General features: G+C 55.7%; 18 protein-coding genes. 11 read left to right on the forward strand and 7 right to left on the reverse strand.

All coding sequences use genetic code 11. The features are described 5' to 3' along the window. Window positions 1-58 precede the first annotated feature (58 nt). A complete protein-coding gene (gene tcdA / locus AC0TN7_RS14425) occupies window positions 59-865 on the forward strand; it encodes a tRNA cyclic N6-threonylcarbamoyladenosine(37) synthase TcdA (protein ID WP_024909285.1) in 807 nt (268 codons plus the stop codon). On the opposite strand, the gene csdE is transcribed toward tcdA, so the two are convergent. Both csdE and csdA read right to left on the reverse strand, forming a co-directional pair. Beyond that, window positions 856-1,302, reverse strand: a complete 447-nt coding sequence (csdE, locus tag AC0TN7_RS14430; protein WP_024909284.1) for a cysteine desulfurase sulfur acceptor subunit CsdE — start codon at window positions 1,300-1,302, stop codon at window positions 856-858. The genes tcdA and csdE overlap by 10 nt on opposite strands. After that, the gene (gene csdA, locus AC0TN7_RS14435) at window positions 1,302-2,507 is read right to left on the reverse strand and encodes a cysteine desulfurase CsdA (RefSeq protein ID WP_024909283.1); all 1,206 of its coding nucleotides are present in this window, start codon (window positions 2,505-2,507) and stop codon (window positions 1,302-1,304) included. The genes csdE and csdA overlap by 1 nt, the downstream gene beginning before the upstream one ends. A 192-nt stretch (window positions 2,508-2,699) precedes the next feature. Here csdA and AC0TN7_RS14440 point away from each other — a divergent pair, with 192 nt between their 5' ends. The 4 genes from AC0TN7_RS14440 (at window position 2,700) to rlmM (ending at window position 5,722) form a co-directional block, all read left to right on the forward strand. Next, window positions 2,700-2,927 carry a YgdI/YgdR family lipoprotein gene (locus AC0TN7_RS14440; protein ID WP_008499648.1) on the forward strand — a complete coding sequence of 76 codons (228 nt, stop codon included), beginning with the start codon at window positions 2,700-2,702 and terminating at the stop codon, window positions 2,925-2,927. A gap of 349 nt (window positions 2,928-3,276) precedes the next feature. Beyond that, on the forward strand, window positions 3,277-4,194 hold the full coding sequence (gene gcvA, locus AC0TN7_RS14445; protein WP_024909282.1) for a glycine cleavage system transcriptional regulator GcvA: 918 nt from the start codon (window positions 3,277-3,279) through the stop codon (window positions 4,192-4,194). 39 nt (window positions 4,195-4,233) lie between these two features. Next, window positions 4,234-4,629 (forward strand): DUF423 domain-containing protein, encoded by a 396-nt coding sequence (locus AC0TN7_RS14450; protein ID WP_023309031.1) that lies wholly within the window; start codon window positions 4,234-4,236, stop codon window positions 4,627-4,629. Next, on the forward strand, window positions 4,622-5,722 hold the full coding sequence (gene rlmM, locus AC0TN7_RS14455) for a 23S rRNA (cytidine(2498)-2'-O)-methyltransferase RlmM (RefSeq protein WP_023309030.1): 1,101 nt from the start codon (window positions 4,622-4,624) through the stop codon (window positions 5,720-5,722). Before AC0TN7_RS14450 ends, rlmM begins: the two co-directional genes overlap by 8 nt. Window positions 5,723-5,784: 62 nt before the next feature. Here the strand turns inward: rlmM and xni are convergent, their stop codons facing one another. The 5 genes from xni to queF form a co-directional block, all read right to left on the reverse strand. Beyond that, window positions 5,785-6,540 (reverse strand): flap endonuclease Xni, encoded by a 756-nt coding sequence (xni, locus tag AC0TN7_RS14460; protein WP_473702225.1) that lies wholly within the window; start codon window positions 6,538-6,540, stop codon window positions 5,785-5,787. Window positions 6,541-6,652: 112 nt separating this feature from the next. Then, entirely contained in the window at window positions 6,653-8,020 is a 1,368-nt protein-coding gene (gene sdaB, locus AC0TN7_RS14465) for an L-serine ammonia-lyase II (protein WP_473702226.1), read from the reverse strand. A 65-nt stretch (window positions 8,021-8,085) separates the two neighbouring features. Then, window positions 8,086-9,381 carry an HAAAP family serine/threonine permease gene (locus AC0TN7_RS14470; RefSeq protein ID WP_024909280.1) on the reverse strand — a complete coding sequence of 432 codons (1,296 nt, stop codon included), beginning with the start codon at window positions 9,379-9,381 and terminating at the stop codon, window positions 8,086-8,088. A gap of 516 nt (window positions 9,382-9,897) precedes the next feature. Then, entirely contained in the window at window positions 9,898-11,262 is a 1,365-nt protein-coding gene (ppnN, locus tag AC0TN7_RS14475) for a nucleotide 5'-monophosphate nucleosidase PpnN (RefSeq protein WP_008499641.1), read from the reverse strand. A 116-nt stretch (window positions 11,263-11,378) separates the two neighbouring features. After that, window positions 11,379-12,221 carry an NADPH-dependent 7-cyano-7-deazaguanine reductase QueF gene (gene queF / locus AC0TN7_RS14480; RefSeq protein WP_024909279.1) on the reverse strand — a complete coding sequence of 281 codons (843 nt, stop codon included), beginning with the start codon at window positions 12,219-12,221 and terminating at the stop codon, window positions 11,379-11,381. A 69-nt stretch (window positions 12,222-12,290) separates the two neighbouring features. On the opposite strand from queF, the gene syd reads away from it, so the two are divergent. The 6 genes from syd (at window position 12,291) to AC0TN7_RS14510 (ending at window position 18,043) form a co-directional block, all read left to right on the forward strand. Then, a complete protein-coding gene (gene syd / locus AC0TN7_RS14485) occupies window positions 12,291-12,836 on the forward strand; it encodes a SecY-interacting protein (RefSeq protein WP_248165693.1) in 546 nt (181 codons plus the stop codon). Window positions 12,837-13,467: 631 nt separating this feature from the next. Next, window positions 13,468-13,797: a YqcC family protein gene (locus AC0TN7_RS14490; RefSeq protein ID WP_023309024.1), complete on the forward strand. Its 330-nt coding sequence runs from the start codon at window positions 13,468-13,470 to the stop codon at window positions 13,795-13,797. Then, window positions 13,794-14,570, forward strand: coding sequence for a tRNA pseudouridine(65) synthase TruC (gene truC / locus AC0TN7_RS14495; protein WP_473702228.1), 777 nt, complete (start codon window positions 13,794-13,796; stop codon window positions 14,568-14,570). Before AC0TN7_RS14490 ends, truC begins: the two co-directional genes overlap by 4 nt. A gap of 24 nt (window positions 14,571-14,594) precedes the next feature. Next, window positions 14,595-15,044: a flavodoxin gene (locus tag AC0TN7_RS14500; protein WP_029741558.1), complete on the forward strand. Its 450-nt coding sequence runs from the start codon at window positions 14,595-14,597 to the stop codon at window positions 15,042-15,044. Window positions 15,045-15,347: 303 nt separating this feature from the next. Then, entirely contained in the window at window positions 15,348-16,703 is a 1,356-nt protein-coding gene (gene gudP, locus AC0TN7_RS14505) for a galactarate/glucarate/glycerate transporter GudP (protein WP_157189669.1), read from the forward strand. Beyond that, window positions 16,703-18,043 carry an enolase C-terminal domain-like protein gene (locus tag AC0TN7_RS14510; protein ID WP_048990138.1) on the forward strand — a complete coding sequence of 447 codons (1,341 nt, stop codon included), beginning with the start codon at window positions 16,703-16,705 and terminating at the stop codon, window positions 18,041-18,043. Before gudP ends, AC0TN7_RS14510 begins: the two co-directional genes overlap by 1 nt. Window position 18,044 lies beyond the last annotated feature (1 nt).

Consider the following 18,044-nt stretch of genomic DNA (forward strand, 5'->3'; position numbering starts at 1 on the left):
CAATACGGATTACTGTTCAGGGTGAGGAAAACCTCACCCTTTTTACATCTGAGGTTTTATGTCTGTGGTAATCAGCGACGCCTGGCGCCAGCGTTTTGGCGGGACGGCACGTTTATATGGTGAAAAAGCCCTGCAGCTGTTTGCGGATGCGCATGTCTGCGTCGTGGGCATTGGTGGTGTGGGATCGTGGGTGGCAGAAGCGCTGGCGAGAACCGGTATTGGCGCAATCACGCTGATTGACATGGATGACGTGTGCGTCACCAACACCAACCGTCAAATTCACGCTCTGCGTGATAGCGTCGGCCTGGCAAAATCTGAGGTCATGGCGGAGCGTATCCGCTTGATCAACCCGGAGTGCCGCGTGACGGTGATCGACGACTTTGTGACGGCAGATAACGTCGCGGAGTATATGAGTAAAGGCTACAGCTATGTGATTGACGCCATCGACAGCGTACGGCCAAAAGCGGCGCTGATCGCATACTGCCGCCGCTACAAGGTGCCGCTGGTCACGACGGGCGGCGCGGGCGGGCAAATCGATCCGACGCAGATCCAGGTGGCCGATCTGGCGAAAACGATCCAAGATCCGCTGGCTGCCAAGCTGCGTGAGCGCCTGAAGAGCGACTTTAACGTGGTGAAGAACAGCAAAGGCAAGCTGGGCGTCGACTGCGTGTTCTCGACCGAAGCGCTGGTCTACCCGCAGGCGGACGGTTCCGTGTGTGCGATGAAAAGCACAGCGGAAGGGCCAAAGAGAATGGATTGTGCCTCAGGCTTTGGCGCGGCCACCATGGTGACCGCCTCCTTCGGCTTTGTGGCGGTGTCTCACGCCCTTAAGAAAATGATGGCGAAGGCGGAACGTCAGGCCTGAGCCTGACGTGCGGCATCCAGTACCGCGTCGCTGAGCGCGATCAACCCCTGACCGCGCGAGGCGCTGAGCTGCGCGCGCAGTCCAAGCTCATCAAATAACGCCAGCGGCGAATGTGCCAGCAGTTCCGCCGCGCTTTTCCCTTCCACAGCGGTTAACAATACGGCCAGCAGGCCCCGGACAATGCGGCCTTCGCTGTCGCCGAAGAAGTGCAGCTTCTCGCCGGAGACGCTCACGCCCAGCCAGACGCGGTTTTCACAGCCTGCGATCTCTTTCGCCTGCGTTTTGAGATCGTCTGAAAGCGCAGGGAGCTGTTTACCCAGCAGGATCAGCTGACGATATTTATCTTCCCACTGCTGGAGCGGGGCGAAGGTCTGTTTTAAGGTCTCTTCTGTGATGACCGTGCCAAACGGATGTCCGGCTAAAGCAGCGCTAGTCATTAATCCACCAGTATTTCAAGGGCGCGGTCAACGGCGGCAACCAGCGCGTCGACATCGCTTTGGGTATTATACGGCGCAAACGAGGCGCGCAGCGTACCGTTAACGCCGAGCGCCGCCAGCAGCGGCTGGGCGCAGTGCTGTCCGGCACGCAGGGCAATGCCATATCCGGCCAGCAGCGTCACCATGTCGCTATGATGAACGCCCGCAAAATCAAAGGCGAGCAGGCTGGAGTCCTGAACGCGGAACGAACGGAAACCCGGGCGCTTTTTGAGTTCTTCCTCTGCCAGCGTCGCCAGTCCCCGGCTCCAGCTTTCAGCCTGAACGATGTCTGTTTCTGCCAGCCACTCCAGCGCCGCGCTTAAGCCAATCACCCCCGCCACGTTCGGCGTACCGGCTTCCAGACGATAGGGAATGTCCTGAGTGTTGAAGCCATCGAACGACACTTCGGTAATCATTTTGCCGCCACCGAGCCACGGCGTCATTTTTGCCAGCAGATCTGGCTTGCCATATAACGCCCCTATACCGGTTGGTCCGTAGAGCTTATGTCCTGAGAAGGCATAGAAGTCGATATCCAGCGCCTGCACATCAGCAGGGAAGTGCACCACGCCCTGCGCGCCGTCGACCATTACCACCATCCCGCTGGCATGGGCTATGCGAATGGCCTGAGCCAGGTCCGGGCAGCCCCCCGTGACGTTCGACATCTGTCCGAGCGCCAGAATGCGGCTGCGGGAGGTAATCAGCTCGGGGAGACGGGCCACATCGGGCAGAAGGTCTGCACCCAGTGGAAGCTTCACCACGCGTGCACCCGTTTGCTCGGCCACCATCAGCCACGGTACCAGGTTGGCGTGATGTTCCGCCTCGCTAACGACGATCTCATCGCCCGGCTGAAGCAGCGGGCGCGCGTAGCACTGGGCCACCATGTTGATGGCCTCGGTCGTACCGCGCGTCCAGACGATGTTTTTCCCGCTTTCGGCATTGATCAGGTGCGCGACCTGATCGCGTGCCGCTTCATAGCGCGCGGTTAAACGCTGCGCTTCGGTAAACTGGCTGCGATGCACGTTCCCGGCGCTCAGGCTGTAGAACTGCTGCGTGGCCTCAATCACCGCCTGGGGCTTAAGGGCGGTGGCGGCGCTGTCCAGATAAATACCGGCATCGGCCAGGGCCGGAAACTGTGCGCGGAACTGCGCAGGGCTGAAAGCGTTCATGGGATTCCTCATTTCAATATAGCGATCGTCGCGCAATTTCAGCGGCAGGGCAAGGAGGTTGATATCTATCAGAATTGTCTGCTTATCCTGATGACCCTAAAAAAGCAGGTTATGCTAAATAGTGTTAGGCGGATGTTTTAGCCTGTTACAAATCGAGGTTTGAATAGCATTAATTGCTAAAGGAGAATAATCATGAATAAGACAGCTGCAATCATTTCTGCCTGTGCGTTTACTTTTGCCCTGAGCGCGTGTTCCGGTAACAACTACGTGATGCACACCAACGATGGTCGTTCTATCGTATCGGAAGGGAAACCGACGACTGATAACGATACCGGGATGATTTCATACAAAGATGCTAACGGGAACAAGCAGCAGATCAACCGCACGGACGTGAAAGAGATGAAAGAGATCGAGCATTAACAGATCGCAGGCGAAAAAAAAGCACCGCAAATTGGCGGTGCTACATTAATCACTATGGACAGACAGGGTAAATGTACAGGAAGTGAAAAATTGGTAGCGTTGCTACCGTGGTCTGAATCGCAGACCAATTGCAAACACAACAACACAACATCACAACCGTAAGCCAAAAGCCCTTCAGAACACGCATTCCGAAAAAAGCTCTTCGTTCCGGCTCAGGAAGTGCCGCCACTATAGGTATTTGCTGGTAGTTCCTCAACGGACAAATTATAATGGCTCAGATAAAAAAAACTAATAGGTTAAACGTTGTTTCCTGTTTGTTAAAATCCGTTAACATCTAAGCCAGATAACCATGTCAAAGCGATTGCCACCCCTCAATGCATTACGTGTTTTTGATGCAGCAGCACGTCACCTGAGCTTCACCCGCGCAGCCGATGAGCTTTTTGTGACACAGGCCGCAGTAAGTCATCAAATCAAGTCTCTGGAGGATTTTCTGGGCCTTAAGCTGTTTCGTCGACGCAACCGTTCGTTGCTGTTGACCGAAGAGGGGCAGAGCTATTTTCAGGATATTAAAGAGATTTTTTCACAGCTTACGGAAGCCACGCGTAAGCTGCAGGCTCGCAGTGCAAAAGGTGCCCTGACCGTCAGTTTATTGCCCAGTTTTGCCATTCAATGGCTGGTGCCAAGACTTTCAAGCTTTAACTCAGCTTATCCGGGGATCGACGTTCGAATCCAGGCCGTAGATCGTCAGGAAGATAAGCTGGCAGATGACGTGGACGTTGCCATTTTTTATGGTCGCGGTAACTGGCCGGGCTTGCGTGTTGAGAAATTATACGCAGAATATCTCCTGCCGGTCTGCTCTCCCCTGCTGTTAACAGGTGAAAAGGCGCTGAAGTCACCCGCAGACCTGGCTCAGCATACGCTTTTGCATGATGCCTCTCGACGCGACTGGCAAACTTATACCCGTCAATTAGGTCTTACTCATATAAACGTGCAGCAGGGACCCATCTTTAGCCACAGTGCGATGGTGTTACAGGCTGCCATTCACGGGCAGGGCGTGGCGTTGGCGAACAACGTCATGGCGCAGTCCGAAATTGAGGCAGGCCGCCTGGTTTGCCCTTTTAATGATGTACTGGTCAGCAAGAATGCGTTTTATCTGGTTTGTCATGACAGTCAGGCAGAACTGGGTAAAATAGCCGCCTTCCGGCAGTGGATACTGGCGAAAGCGGCAACCGAGCAAGAAAAATTCCGCTTCAGGTATGAACAATAACGTTTGTGTGCCGGGCACGCATCAATTCAGGACTTAAACATGACCAGCCGATTCATGCTGATTTTTGCCGCGGTGAGTGGCTTTATTTTTGTTGCACTGGGCGCCTTTGGCGCACATGTCTTAAGCAAATCTTTAGGCGCAGTAGAGATGGGCTGGATCCAGACCGGCCTTGAATATCAGGCGTTCCATACGCTGGCTATTTTTGGGCTGGCAGTGGCGATGCAGCGTCGTATCAGTATCTGGTTTTACTGGAGCAGCGTGTTTATGGCGCTGGGTACCGTGTTGTTCAGCGGTAGCCTGTACTGCCTTGCGCTCTCACATCTGCGCCTGTGGGCGTTCGTTACACCTGTCGGCGGCTTCAGCTTCCTGGCGGGTTGGGTATTAATGTTTATCGGAGCTATCCGTCTGAAACGCAAGGGCGTTGTTCATGAATAAGGTTGTTTTATATTGTCGCCCGGGGTTTGAGAAAGAGTGCGCCGCGGAAATTACCGATAAAGCGGCGAAGCGTGAAGTCTTCGGCTTTGCCCGCGTAAAAGAGAACGCGGGCTATGTGGTATTCGAGTGCTATCAGCCTGAAGACGCAGACAAGCTGGCACGCGAGCTGCCGTTCAGCTCGCTGATCTTTGCGCGTCAGATGTTTGTTGCGGGTGAGCTGCTGAAGGATCTTCCGCCGGAAGACCGCATCACGCCCATTGTCGGCATGCTGCAGGGCGTGGTGGAGAAGGGCGGCGATCTGCGCGTTGAAGTGGCGGATACCAACGAAAGTAAAGAGCTGATGAAGTTCTGCCGTAAGTTCACCGTGCCGCTGCGTGCGGCGCTGCGTGATGCGGGCGTGCTGACGAACTACGAAACGCCGAAGCGTCCGGTGGTGCATATCTTCTTTATCGCACCGGGCTGCTGTTATACGGGCTATTCATACACTACCAACAACTCTCCCTTCTTTATGGGCATCCCGCGTTTGCGCTTCCCGTCCGATGCGCCAAGCCGTTCCACGCTCAAGCTGGAAGAGGCGTTCCACGTCTTTATCCCGGCGGATGAGTGGGATGAGCGTCTGGCAAACGGCATGTACGCCGTCGACCTTGGCGCGTGCCCGGGCGGCTGGACCTATCAGCTGGTGAAACGCAATATGTGGGTATCGTCTGTTGATAACGGTCCAATGGCGCAAAGCCTGATGGACACCGGGCAGGTCACGTGGCTGCGTGAAGATGGTTTCCGCTATCGCCCGAACCGTAACAACATCTCGTGGATGGTGTGCGATATGGTTGAGAAGCCGGCAAAAGTCGCCGCGCTGATGGCCTCCTGGCTGGTGAACGGCTGGTGCCGTGAGACCATTTTCAACCTCAAGCTGCCGATGAAAAAGCGCTATGAGGAAGTGTCGCAGAACCTGGCGTACATTCAGGAGCAGATGGACGAACACGGTATTAACGTGGAGATCCAGGCGCGTCAGCTGTATCACGACCGCGAAGAGGTGACGGTGCATATTCGTCGCTGGTGGGCTGCGGTTGGCGGACGTCGCGACGAGCGATAGTGCGTGCTTTGTTTTGCCCGGTGGCGCTGCGCTTACCGGGCCTACAAACCCGTGTCGTCGTTTTAACGTTCTAACCGCAACTGCTGTAAATTCCCGTCCAGCTGTAAATCCGTCTGGAGCGTTGCGATTTCCCGGCAGATAAACGCCATCTCTTTATGCACCTCCAGCTTTTTGCGCCACTTTTCTGGCACCTCATCCAGACGGGCGTAAATTCCTTCCAGACTCTGAAAATCGGTCAGCAGCTGTGCGGCGCTCTTCGGCCCAATACCGGCGACACCCGGAACCTTAGAACTGCTGATGCCTGCCAGCCCCCAGTAGTCCGGCAGTTGCTCAGGCGAGACGCCGAACTCGCTGGCAATAAACGGCGCGTCCAGCCAGCGTTTTTGAAAATAGTCGCGAATGCGGATAGTGGGGGAGAGCAGCTGGCAGTAGCCTTTGTCCGTTGAAACGATCGTGGCCTGATGCCCGGCACTCGCCACCTTTACGGCCAGGGTGGCCGCGAGATCGTCGGCTTCATTTCCCTGTGCCCCCCAGCAGGGGACGCCCCGCTGTTCAAATGCGGCGCGCAGCATGGGCAATTCAGCGTGAAGATCGTCCGGCATCGGTGCGCGTCCGGCTTTGTAGTCCGGCAGACGCTGGTGTCGCCAGCCCGTATTGCGGGCTTCGTCATCAAATACCGCGACCGCATGGGTGGGTTCACTGTGGCGGATAAGCTGTTCCAGCGCGTGCAGACAGGTGTCTTTACAAGGCGTCCCCTGCACCGCATGGATACGGCGAATCAGGTTAAGTGCATCGACGATAAGTAAATGAACGGCCACAGATAATCTCCCTTCTATCTCATGCGTGAAGGGTAACACTGTCAGCAGCGTGAAACTATGAATGGTGGGGAAAACAGGAAGAAGCCTCGCAAAACGAGGCTTCCTGAGTGGCTTAATCGCAGGTTACGATCTTCATCGCCAGTCCGCCGCGAGAGGTTTCGCGGTATTTGGCGTTCATATCTTTACCGGTTTCGTACATGGTTTCGATAACCTTATCGAGACAGACGCGCGGCTCGCTGGTGCGGCGCAGCGCCATACGTGCCGCGTTCACCGCCTTCACGGAGGCAATCGCATTACGTTCGATGCACGGCACCTGTACCTGCCCGGCAACCGGGTCACAGGTCAGTCCCAGGTTATGTTCCATGCCGATTTCCGCAGCAATGCACACCTGTGTCGGGCTTGCACCCAACAGTTCGGCCAGACCCGCCGCCGCCATGGAGCACGCCACGCCGACTTCACCCTGACAGCCCACTTCCGCACCGGAAATGGACGCGTTCATCTTATACAGCGAACCAATCGCACTGGCGACCAGCAGGTAGCGCGCCAGTGAGTTCGCGTTCACTTCACGGATAAACTTGTCGTAGTACGCCAGCACCGCCGGAACGATACCGCAGGCACCGTTAGTCGGCGCGGTGACCACACGGCCCCCTGCGGCGTTCTCTTCGTTCACCGCCAGGGCGAACATGTTGATCCAGTCAACGACGGCCATTGGGTCCGTTGTCGTTTTGTCGGTGCTTACCAGCATACGGCGCAGCGCTGCAGCACGACGCGGCACGCGAAGCTTGCCCGGCAGAACGCCTTCGGTGGTGATCCCGCGCTCAATACCGCCGCGCATCACGTCCCAGACGTTAGCGAAGTGCTGTTCGAGCTCCTCTTTGCTGTGAAGTGCCAGCTCGTTTTTCATCATCAGGCCGGAGAGGGAAAGGCCCGTCTCCTGGCAGTGACGCTGAAGATCCGCCGCCGTTTTGTACGGATACGGCACCTCGACAGAAGCGTTATCGGTTTGACCAAAGTGGTCTTCGTCGACGATAAAACCGCCGCCGATAGAGTAATACGTCTGGCTGTATACCGCTTTGTCGCCGGCCAGTGCGGTAATGCGCATGCCGTTTTCGTGCAGCGACAGGTTGTCCGCATGGAAATTCATGCAGTGATCAACCGGGAATTCAACCTCATGCTCACCGTTCGCCAGCAGCAGGCGACCGTGGGTGTTCACATCCTGGATGAAGCCAGGGATCGCATCAATATCAACGGTATCCGGCAGGTTTCCCGCCAGGCCCATGATAATGGCGATATCGGTATGGTGGCCTTTCCCGGTCAGGGAAAGCGAGCCGTATACATCGACAACCACGCGGGTAACGTCATGCAAGATGCCGCGTGTAATCAAGTCATCCGTGAACTGCTTACCGGCTTTCATTGGTCCGACGGTGTGAGAGCTGGAAGGACCAATACCGATTTTGAAAATATCGAATACGCTAATCATGATGCGTCCATTGCTTTCAGTCAGAGAGGGAGGAGTGCGCCGTCCGAAGACGGCGCGGGTGATAATCAGAACATGGTGTACAGGGAGTAGAAGATCGCAGAGATTGCGATAAGACCCATGATAACCACAAAGACGTTGCTCACATGACCGCTGTACTTGCGCATAGCAGGGACTTTCTGAATCGCGTACATCGGCATAAGGAACAGAATCATCGCGATGACCGGGCCGCCCAGGGTTTCAATCATGCCCAGGATGCTTGGGTTCAGCGTTGCTACCGCCCAGGTGGTGAGCAGCATGAACAGTGCAGTGATTTTGTTCAGCTTGTTGATTTCAATGCTCTTGCCTTTACCGCGCAGAGATTTAATCACCATACCGTTGAAGCCTTCACGTGCGCCGAGGTAGTGGCCCAGGAAGGATTTGGTGATGGCGATAATCGCGATGATAGGTGCCATCCACGCAATGACAGGTGCGTTAAAGTGGTTTGCCAGGTAAGACAGAATAGAGATGTTCTGCTCTTTCGCTGCCGCCAGGTCCGCCGGGGAGAGGCTCAGTACGCAGCTGAAGACGAAGAACATAACGGTCAGTACCATCATGATGTGAGCGCGTGCCAGGATGCTGGAGCACTTCTTCTCTGCACCATTACCGTACTCTTCACGTTTCGCAACAGCGAAAGAGGAGATGATTGGGGAGTGGTTGAAAGAGAACACCATTACCGGAATCGCCAGCCAGAGTGTCATCAGCAGGCCGTTACCGGTTGCCGATGCGCTGCTCAGGGACAGGGTTTCCAGCGCTGCACCGTTCCACTGTGGGATCAGGTAGCAAGCCAGCACCATCAGAGCAATAACGAACGGGAAGACCAGTACGCTCATTGCTTTCACAATCATCTGCTCACCGAAGCGCACGATGGTCATCATGCCCACAATCAGGATCAGAGACAGAATCGCACGCGGCGGCGGCGTCATGTGCAGCTGGTGCATCATGAAGCTTTCAACGGTGTTAGTGATCGCCACGCTGTAGACCAGCAAAATAGGGTAAATCGCGAAGAAGTAGAGCAGGGTAATCAATTTACCTGCGCCCACGCCGAAATGCTCTTCAACCACTTCAGTGATGTCTTCGCCCGGGTTTTTACCGGACAGCACGAAGCGGGTCAGACCGCGGTGTGCAAAGAAGGTCATCGGGAAAGCAATGATAGCCATGATGATCAGCGGGATCAGACCGCCGACGCCTGCGTTGATAGGAAGGAACAGTACACCAGCGCCGATTGCTGTGCCGTAAAGGCCAAGCATCCACATGGTATCCGTTTTGCGCCAACCACTTCGGGATTCAATCGAAGCAACGGTGCTGGTTTGAGTGGTTTCCATCTGTATCTCCTGGAGGAAGCGAATTGTCAGGTTTTTTAGTCAAATCCGATGAAAAAGTGCCTGACGGTAATATGAAATTCGTTCAGTGACGGTTTTTTAATAATTTTTGCCCGTAACTATTGGCGGGCGGAAAGATACATTCTAGTTATGAATCTATCAGTGATCGTGATCCCAAATGCAATAATCCACTTATGATGTGGGCATCTTTAGACCATTTATCTGTTAAAAAAACATCAAAGAGAATTTACGGGCGCGAAGGCTACCACCAACGACATGTGCGCTGAAAGACCGCCCCGTGATATAGGTGTCTTTCGCTGTAAAGAAATGGGTTTTTAGGATTTTCTGGCAGGTAATTTGGATTAAGGCTGATAATTTACGGTTGCAAAATGCAGGTAATCGTTTGCGTATGTGACAACTTTGTAAAAGATATAAGTGATGCCTATGAATTACATCAGGAATAAAAAAAGCCGGGACGCGCAACAGGGCGACCCGGCTTTGATGAGATATCGCTAAGCGTCAGGTGCAGATTTCGTAGCAAGGAATATAGGCAGAGCCCGGCAGCTTCATGCGGTGCTGGGCGACAAAGCCCTGCAGCATGTCATCCATGCGGCGCATCATCTCCGGATCGCCGTGGATCTTGTACGGACCGTACTGTTCAATGGCGCGGATACCGACCTCTTTGACGTTGCCCGCCACAATCCCGGAGAAGGCACGACGCAGATCGGCGGCCAGGACTTCTACCGGCTGGTCCGGGTAGAGTTTCAGGTTCGCCATGTTCTCGTGTGAAGGCTCGAACGGGATCTGCAGGTCCGGCGCAATTCGGATTGACCAGTTAAAGCTGTACGCATCACCGGTATCGCGACGGTTTTCTTTCACCAATGGCATCGCTTTCTTCATCTGGCGGGCCACTTCTGCGGCATCGTCGATGATGATGCGATAGTGACGACGCGCGGCTTCACCCAGCGTGTGCACGATAAACTCGTCCAGCACGCGGAAGTAGTCGGCGCTCTCTTTTGGCCCGGTCAGGATCAGCGGCAGAACCTGATCTTTGTTGGCCGGGTTCATCAGAATACCCAGCAGGTAGAGCAGCTCCTCCGCTGTCCCCACGCCGCCCGGGAAGATGATAATGCCGTGGGCGATACGGACAAACGCCTCAAGACGTTTCTCGATATCCGGCATGATAATCAGCTCGTTAACCAGCGGGTTAGGTGGCTCAGCGGCGATAATTGACGGCTCGGTCATGCCGATGAAACGTCCCTCTTTATAACGCTGCTGCGCGTGCCCAACCGCCGCACCTTTCATTGGCGCTTCCATTGCACCCGGACCACAGCCGGTACAGATATTCAGCTCGCGCAGGCCAAGCTGGGTGCCCACCCGACGGGCATAAAGGTACTCGGTTTCGTTAATGGAGTGACCGCCCCAGCAAACGACCATGTTCGGTGCTTCACCCACGTGCAGGGCGCGGGCGTTACGCAAAATGGAGAACACCAGGTTGGTGATATGGACCGAGCTTTCCAGGTCGAGATGCTGGAAACGGCCTGCGTTGTGGATCTGCCCGTTAACAAACAGGATGTCACGCAGCACGGCAAACAGGTTAGCCTGAAGTGATCGAATGATGCGTCCGTCGACAAACGCCTCTTCCGGCGGGTTGATGACTTCAAGCTTCACGCCACGCTCGCGGCGCAGCACGTTGATATCAAAGCTTTCGAAGCGGGACAGCAGTTCTTTACTGTTATCTGTCAGGCTTCCGGAGTTCAGAACGGCAAGTGAACAGTTACGAAACAGTTGATAAAGATCGCTGCTGGCCGTGCGTTTAAGCATGTCCACTTCCAGCTGCGACAACATATCCATTGAGCCAAGCGGGCTAATATGTGTAATCAAGTGAGCTCCTTACGGGACGATTATCGTCTTTCCCTGTTGATTACAATAGCCCTGGCGCGTGACGTTTCACAACCTAAAGCGCGGAAGATACCGCGCATATTGTGAAAATATTTATATTACTGACGCACCAGCCGTCCCGTCGCCGGCACAAAATCGGTGTTGGTGCGCCACGGGTTAATGTCCAGACCGCCGCGGCGGGTGTAGCGCGCGTAAACGCTCAGCTTCTCCGGCTGACAAAAACGCTGAATATCGCTAAAGATGCGCTCCACGCACTGCTCGTGGAATTCGTTGTGATGGCGGAACGACACCAGGTAGCGCAGCAATTTTTCCCGGTCGATTTTTGGGCCGCGGTACTGGATCTGCACCGAGCCCCAGTCCGGCTGGTGGGTGATCAGGCAGTTGGATTTCAGCAGATGGCTGACCAGCGTCTCTTCGACCACTTTTCCGCTCGCCGCGTTTTCGAGGTAACCGGCGCTGAATTCATAATTCTCCACCTCGATATCCTGATCGTCGATGCAGGTCCCGTTGAAGTGGGCAACAGGCTGCCCTTCCAGCTCGTGCAGGCGATACAGTGAAACGCTTACCTTACCCTGCGCGCAGGCGCTTAAGTCACGTTCCAGGGTGTGCTGAACGTCGTCCCAGCTGTTGAATTTTGTCTGGTTAAAACTGTTGAGATACAGCTTAAAGCTTTTGGACTCGACGAGATTAACGCTGGCGTAATCCAGCTCGACGTGGCCCACCGCCACCTGCGGCAGACCGCGTGCGTTGAGCCAGGAGAGTTCGTACAGCGTCCAGATATCACCGCCGACAAACGGCAATGCGTCCGCATGCAGACCCAGAGGATCGCGATTCAGGCTGCGTGGTACGCCCTGCAGCAGGCTTGCATCGTAGGTATCGCGGTAATCGGTCGATTTACCCAGCGTTAAGCCGGTTAACGCCTGATGATTTTCGTAAGACATGTTTCATAGCCACTTTACAGGTACACTTATGGGCTGAGTTTATCCTGTCTGACAAGAAGAGAGAAATCGGTGGACGTCGAAACTGCAAATGCCCTCACTACCTTCACGACCCGCTATTGCGACGCATGGCATGAAAAGCAGGGCTCGTGGCCGCAAAGTGCTGATTTATATGGTGTACCCTCGCCGTGCATTATCTCTTCGCTTGAGGATTACATTATCTGGCAGCCGAAGCCCAATACCGGCGAGCAAAATGTAAATGCGGTTGAACGGGCAATGGACATTGTGGTACAACCAGCGGTTCATGCGTTTTATACCACGCAGTTCGCAGGGGATATGCCCGCGCGCTTTGCTGATATCACGCTGACGCTGTTGCAGACCTGGAGCGAAGACGATCTGCAGCGTGTTCAGGAAAACCTGATTGGTCATCTGGTCACGCAAAAGCGCCTTAAGCTTTCTCCGACGCTCTTTATTGCTACGCTGGACAGTGAACTGGATGTGTTATCCGTCTGTAACCTGTCAGGTGAAGTGGTTAAAGAGACTATCGGTACCCGCAATCGCGAGACTCTCGCCCCCTCTCTTGCGGATTTCCTCACCCGACTTGAGCCACTTCTGTAATCCATGATGCTATAGCGCGTGTGAGAGATCTCTTACAAGGTTTGTGAGAGATCGCTGGAACATTCAGTATTACCTCATTTAGTTCAGATTAATATTACTGTGTTTTTCAATGGATTACGTGTTTATTGCACCGTTTTTAGGGATTTCTTAGGTCTTACACACCCGAAAGGGTGGGTTGTAAGACGAAGCGGAATAGCGGATTCTATCTCCGTCGACAGGATGCCGACACGAGAAACGAACATCAGGATGATGGCGTATCTCACTCAGGACTCGTCAGGATGGCGCTGCAGGAAGGCTTCAGGATGAAGCGAAGTGGATTACGCAGGATGCGTAAGGGACACCTCCAGGAAGGAGAACGAGAGCCGGTCAGGATGGTCGGTGGGTCTGGAAGGCCAGGACGTTTCAGGATGAAACAAACACGTCAGGAAGATGTGTGCAGGATGCATCGGTTTACGGATGACCATGCCTTCGGGCTTCAGGAAAAGTTGTCACGGATGAGCAGGGAGCACGAATTGTAGCTGGAATGCTGCGGAACGAACCGGGAGCACTGTTTTTACAGTGCTCCCTTTTTTTATTTCTGTCTTCCGCAATGCTATGCTGCGCGCCGTTCACTTTTTCAGTTGAGGTTACTATGACGCAACACGATAGCGTTCGTGCTCAGTTGCACGCCATCGAAGCCCTTTTGCGCCAACATCAGCTGTGGCAGGAGACCGCGCCGCAGCCAGAAGCGTTCGCGAGCACCCAGCCCTTCTGCCTGGATACGCTGGCCCCGTTTGAGTGGCTGCAGTGGGTGTTAATTCCGCGCATGCACGCCCTGCTTGAGGGGGGGCACCCGCTGCCGCAGGCGTTTGCTGTCTCTCCCTACTATGAAATGGCGCTCGAGGCGACGCACCCTGCGCGTGACGTGATGCTGGTCGAACTGGAAAAACTGGATGCCCTGTTTGCCGGTGAAGATGCATGACGCTTGAGATCCTCTATCAGGACGAGTGGCTGGTGGCGGTGAATAAACCGTCAGGCTGGCTGGTGCACCGCAGCTGGCTGGATCGCGACGAGAAAGTGGTGGTGATGCAGACCGTTCGCGACCAGATTGGTCAGCATGTTTTTACCGCCCATCGTCTCGACAGACCGACCTCCGGCGTGCTGCTGATGGGGCTGTCCAGCGAAGCTGGCCGTCTGCTGGCGCAGCAGTTTGAACAGCACCAGATCCAGAAGCGCTACCACGCGATCGTGCGTGGCTGGCTGACCGAGTCCGCCACCCTGGACTACCCGCTGGTGGAAGAACTGGACAAAATTGCCGATAAATTTGCCCGCGATGACAAAGGTCCGCAGCCTGCGGTGACGGATTATCGCGGCATGGCGACGACGGAAATGCCGGTGGCCACCAGCAAATTTCCGACCACGCGCTACAGCCTGGTTGAGCTTCTGCCCAAAACCGGGCGTAAGCACCAGCTGCGACGCCATCTTGCACATCTGCGCCACCCGATTATTGGCGACAGCAAACACGGTGATTTGCGCCAGAACCGCAGCGCGGCCGAACACTTTAGCTGCCATCGTCTGATGCTGCACGCGAGCGAGCTCAGCATGACGCACCCGTTTACCGGCGAGCCGCTGACTATTCGCGCGGGGCTGGACGACGTCTGGATGCAGGCGCTGTCACAGTTTGGCTGGCTGGGACAACTCCCCGAAAATGAAAGGGTTGAGTTTGTATCGGGCAACGTTCAGGATGAACAGTAAACGCATTCATTATGGGAAAATAGCATGGCTGAAGTAGGCATTTTTGTCGGCACAATGTACGGCAATTCGCTGCTGGTCGCGGAAGAGGCTGAGGCGATTCTGGCAAGTCAGGGCCATAAAGCCACGGTCTATGAAGACCCGGAGCTGGCAGACTGGGAAAAGTATAAAGACAAATACATTCTGGTGGTGACCTCCACCACCGGGCAGGGCGATCTGCCGGACAGCATCGTGCCGCTGTTCCAGGGCATTAAAGACCAGCTTGGCTATCAGCCGGACGTGCACTACGGCATCATTGCCCTGGGCGACAGCTCTTACGCCAACTTCTGCGGCGGCGGCAAGCAGTTCGATGCGCTCCTGCAGGAGCAGAGCGCCCAGCGCGTCGGCGAGATGCTGCTGATTGATGCGGGTGAGCACCCGGAGCCAGAAAGCGAATCAAACCCATGGGTCGAGCACTGGGCAACGCTGCTTAAATAACCCTGCGCTATACCAATGGTAGGCCGGGTCAGGCGTAGCCGCCACCCGGCATTACCCCCCCAAACGCCATTTCCGTGAACCACCTTCCACTCCTCTGGGCTTATGCCCTAAACAACCTCACTCACACCCTTTAATACTGTGTTTTTGCACGGTGAGGTGAAGAGGCACTCCTTCATATACTTTTCCGGTCACGATAAAACGGCTTCAGGCCGTACCAAAACGACAAAATCAATCTCATTCTGCTTACCCTACCGGTGCTGTACAGAATGAACCAGGCGAAAGCTATGTTTCAGGAGTGCAACAATGAGTTCATTAAGCCACGCGGCGAGCAGCGCTGAAAAGCGCACCAATGCCCGCTACTGGATAGTGGTGATGCTGTTTATCGTCACGTCCTTTAACTATGGTGACCGCGCCACGCTGTCGATTGCCGGCTCGGAAATGGCAAAAGATATCGGTCTCGATCCCGTGGGCATGGGTTACGTTTTCTCCGCCTTCTCGTGGGCCTACGTCATCGGGCAAATTCCTGGCGGCTGGCTGCTGGACCGCTTTGGCTCTAAACGGGTCTATTTCTGGTCCATCTTTATCTGGTCTGCCTTTACCCTGCTGCAGGGCTTCGTCGATATCTTCAGCGGCTTCGGCATTATCGTGGCACTCTTCACGCTGCGCTTCCTGGTGGGCTTAGCTGAAGCGCCTTCCTTCCCGGGCAACAGCCGCATTGTCGCTGCCTGGTTCCCGGCGCAGGAGAGGGGAACCGCGGTGGCGATTTTCAACTCCGCACAGTACTTCGCAACGGTGATCTTCGCGCCAATCATGGGCTGGCTGACCCATGAGGTGGGCTGGTCGCACGTCTTCTTCTTTATGGGCGGACTCGGGATCGTCATCAGCTTTATCTGGCTGAAAGTGATCCACGAACCCAACCAGCACCCTGGCGTGAACAAAAAGGAGCTGGAGTACATCGCAGAAGGCGGTGCGCTGATCAACATGGATCAGAAATCCTCGACGGCGAAAGTCCCGTTCAGCCAGAAATGGGCGCAGATCAAGCAGCTCGTCGGCTCGCGCATGATGATCGGGATCTATCTGGGCCAGTACTGTATTAACGCCTTAACCTACTTTTTCATCACCTGGTTCCCGGTTTACCTGGTTCAGGCCCGTGGTATGTCGATTCTGAAAGCGGGATTCGTCGCCTCGGTCCCGGCAATCTGCGGTTTCGTCGGCGGCGTGCTCGGCGGGGTGATTTCCGACTGGCTGATGCGCCGCACGGGGTCACTGAACATCGCGCGTAAAACGCCTATCGTGCTCGGCATGCTGCTCTCCATGACCATGGTGTTCTGTAACTACGTCAATGCCGAGTGGATGATCATCGGCTTTATGGCGATGGCCTTCTTCGGCAAAGGCATTGGCGCGCTGGGCTGGGCGGTGATGGCGGATACGGCCCCGAAAGAGATCAGCGGCCTGAGCGGCGGTCTGTTCAACATGTTCGGCAACATCTCCGGGATTGTTACGCCCATCGCGATCGGCTACATCGTCGGTACCACCGGCTCCTTTAACGGTGCGCTGATTTACGTGGGTGTGCATGCGCTGGTGGCGGTACTGAGTTACCTGGTGCTGGTGGGGGATATCAAACGCGTCGAACTTAAACCTGTTGCGGAGCGTGGCTGATGACAACGCAATCGAGTCCAACCGTCACTGAGATGAAGGTCATCCCGGTGGCCGGGCAGGACAGCATGCTGCTCAATATTGGCGGTGCGCATAACGCCTGGTTTACCCGTAATATCGTCGTACTGAAAGACAGCGCAGGAAATACCGGCGTGGGCGAGGCCCCTGGCGGAGAGGTGATTTACCAGACGCTGGTCGATGCCATTCCGCAGGTCGTGGGCCAGGAAGTGGCCCGTCTGAACAAGGTGGTTCAGCGGGTGCATAAGGGTAATCAGTCGGCAGACTTTGAGACGTTCGGTAAAGGTGCCTGGACGTTTGAACTGCGCGTCAACGCGGTCGCCGCCCTGGAGGCCGCCCTGCTCGATTTACTGGGTAAGGCGCTCAATGTTCCGGTCTGCGAGCTACTGGGGCCCGGTAAACAGCGCGATGCGGTCACCGTGCTGGGCTATCTGTTCTACGTTGGCGATCGCAATAAAACCGATCTCCCCTATCTGGCCCGAACCGCGGGCGACCACGCCTGGTATCAGTTGCGCCATCAGGAAGCGCTCTCCAGCGACGCGGTGGTGCAGCTGGCCGAGGCGGCGCAAGATCGCTACGGCTTTAAGGATTTCAAGCTGAAGGGCGGCGTGCTGCCCGGCGAGCAGGAGATTGACACGGCCCGGGCGCTGAAAAGGCGCTTCCCGGATGCACGGATCACCGTCGATCCCAACGGCGCATGGCTGCTGGATGAAGCGATTAGCCTGTGCAAAGGGCTGGGGGATGTCCTGACCTATGCGGAAGACCCCTGCGGCGCGGAGCAGGGCTTTTCGGGCCGTGAAGTCATGGCTGAGTTCCGTCGCGCCACCGGGCTGCCGGTCGCGACCAATATGATCGCCACCAACTGGCGCGAAATGGGTCACGCGGTGATGCTGAACGCCGTCGACATACCGCTGGCGGACCCGCACTTCTGGACGCTTTCAGGCGCAGTGCGCGTGGCGCAGCTGTGCGACGACTGGGGGCTGACTTGGGGCTGTCACTCGAACAATCACTTTGATATTTCGCTGGCGATGTTTACCCACGTTGGCGCGGCGGCGCCGGGTAACCCGACCGCCATCGACACCCACTGGATTTGGCAGGAAGGGGAAGCCCGCCTGACGAAAAATCCGCTGGAAATCATAGAGGGCAAAATTGCCGTACCGGATGCGCCGGGCCTGGGCGTGGAGATTGACTGGGATCAGATCCATAAAGCCCATGAGGCGTATAAAAAATTGCCGGGCGGCGCGCGTAACGACGCGGGCCCGATGCAGTACCTTATTCCCGGCTGGACATTTGACCGTAAGCGCCCTGTTTTCGGACGTCACTGAT

This window comes from Enterobacter sp. PL_is511, from assembly GCF_055816065.1.

Bases quoted from the DNA above. Each gene is read 5' to 3' on its own strand.
- tcdA (WP_024909285.1), top strand. From the start codon at position 59: ATGTCTGTGGTAATCAGCGACGCCTGGCGCCAGCGTTTTGGCGGGACG.
- csdE (WP_024909284.1), bottom strand. From the start codon at position 1,302: ATGACTAGCGCTGCTTTAGCCGGACATCCGTTTGGCACGGTCATCACA.
- csdA (WP_024909283.1), bottom strand. From the start codon at position 2,507: ATGAACGCTTTCAGCCCTGCGCAGTTCCGCGCACAGTTTCCGGCCCTG.
- AC0TN7_RS14440 (WP_008499648.1), top strand. From the start codon at position 2,700: ATGAATAAGACAGCTGCAATCATTTCTGCCTGTGCGTTTACTTTTGCC.
- gcvA (WP_024909282.1), top strand. From the start codon at position 3,277: ATGTCAAAGCGATTGCCACCCCTCAATGCATTACGTGTTTTTGATGCA.
- AC0TN7_RS14450 (WP_023309031.1), top strand. From the start codon at position 4,234: ATGACCAGCCGATTCATGCTGATTTTTGCCGCGGTGAGTGGCTTTATT.
- rlmM (WP_023309030.1), top strand. From the start codon at position 4,622: ATGAATAAGGTTGTTTTATATTGTCGCCCGGGGTTTGAGAAAGAGTGC.
- sdaB (WP_473702226.1), bottom strand. From the start codon at position 8,020: ATGATTAGCGTATTCGATATTTTCAAAATCGGTATTGGTCCTTCCAGC.
- AC0TN7_RS14470 (WP_024909280.1), bottom strand. From the start codon at position 9,381: ATGGAAACCACTCAAACCAGCACCGTTGCTTCGATTGAATCCCGAAGT.
- queF (WP_024909279.1), bottom strand. From the start codon at position 12,221: ATGTCTTACGAAAATCATCAGGCGTTAACCGGCTTAACGCTGGGTAAA.
- AC0TN7_RS14490 (WP_023309024.1), top strand. From the start codon at position 13,468: ATGACGCAACACGATAGCGTTCGTGCTCAGTTGCACGCCATCGAAGCC.
- truC (WP_473702228.1), top strand. From the start codon at position 13,794: ATGACGCTTGAGATCCTCTATCAGGACGAGTGGCTGGTGGCGGTGAAT.
- AC0TN7_RS14500 (WP_029741558.1), top strand. From the start codon at position 14,595: ATGGCTGAAGTAGGCATTTTTGTCGGCACAATGTACGGCAATTCGCTG.
- gudP (WP_157189669.1), top strand. From the start codon at position 15,348: ATGAGTTCATTAAGCCACGCGGCGAGCAGCGCTGAAAAGCGCACCAAT.
- AC0TN7_RS14510 (WP_048990138.1), top strand. From the start codon at position 16,703: ATGACAACGCAATCGAGTCCAACCGTCACTGAGATGAAGGTCATCCCG.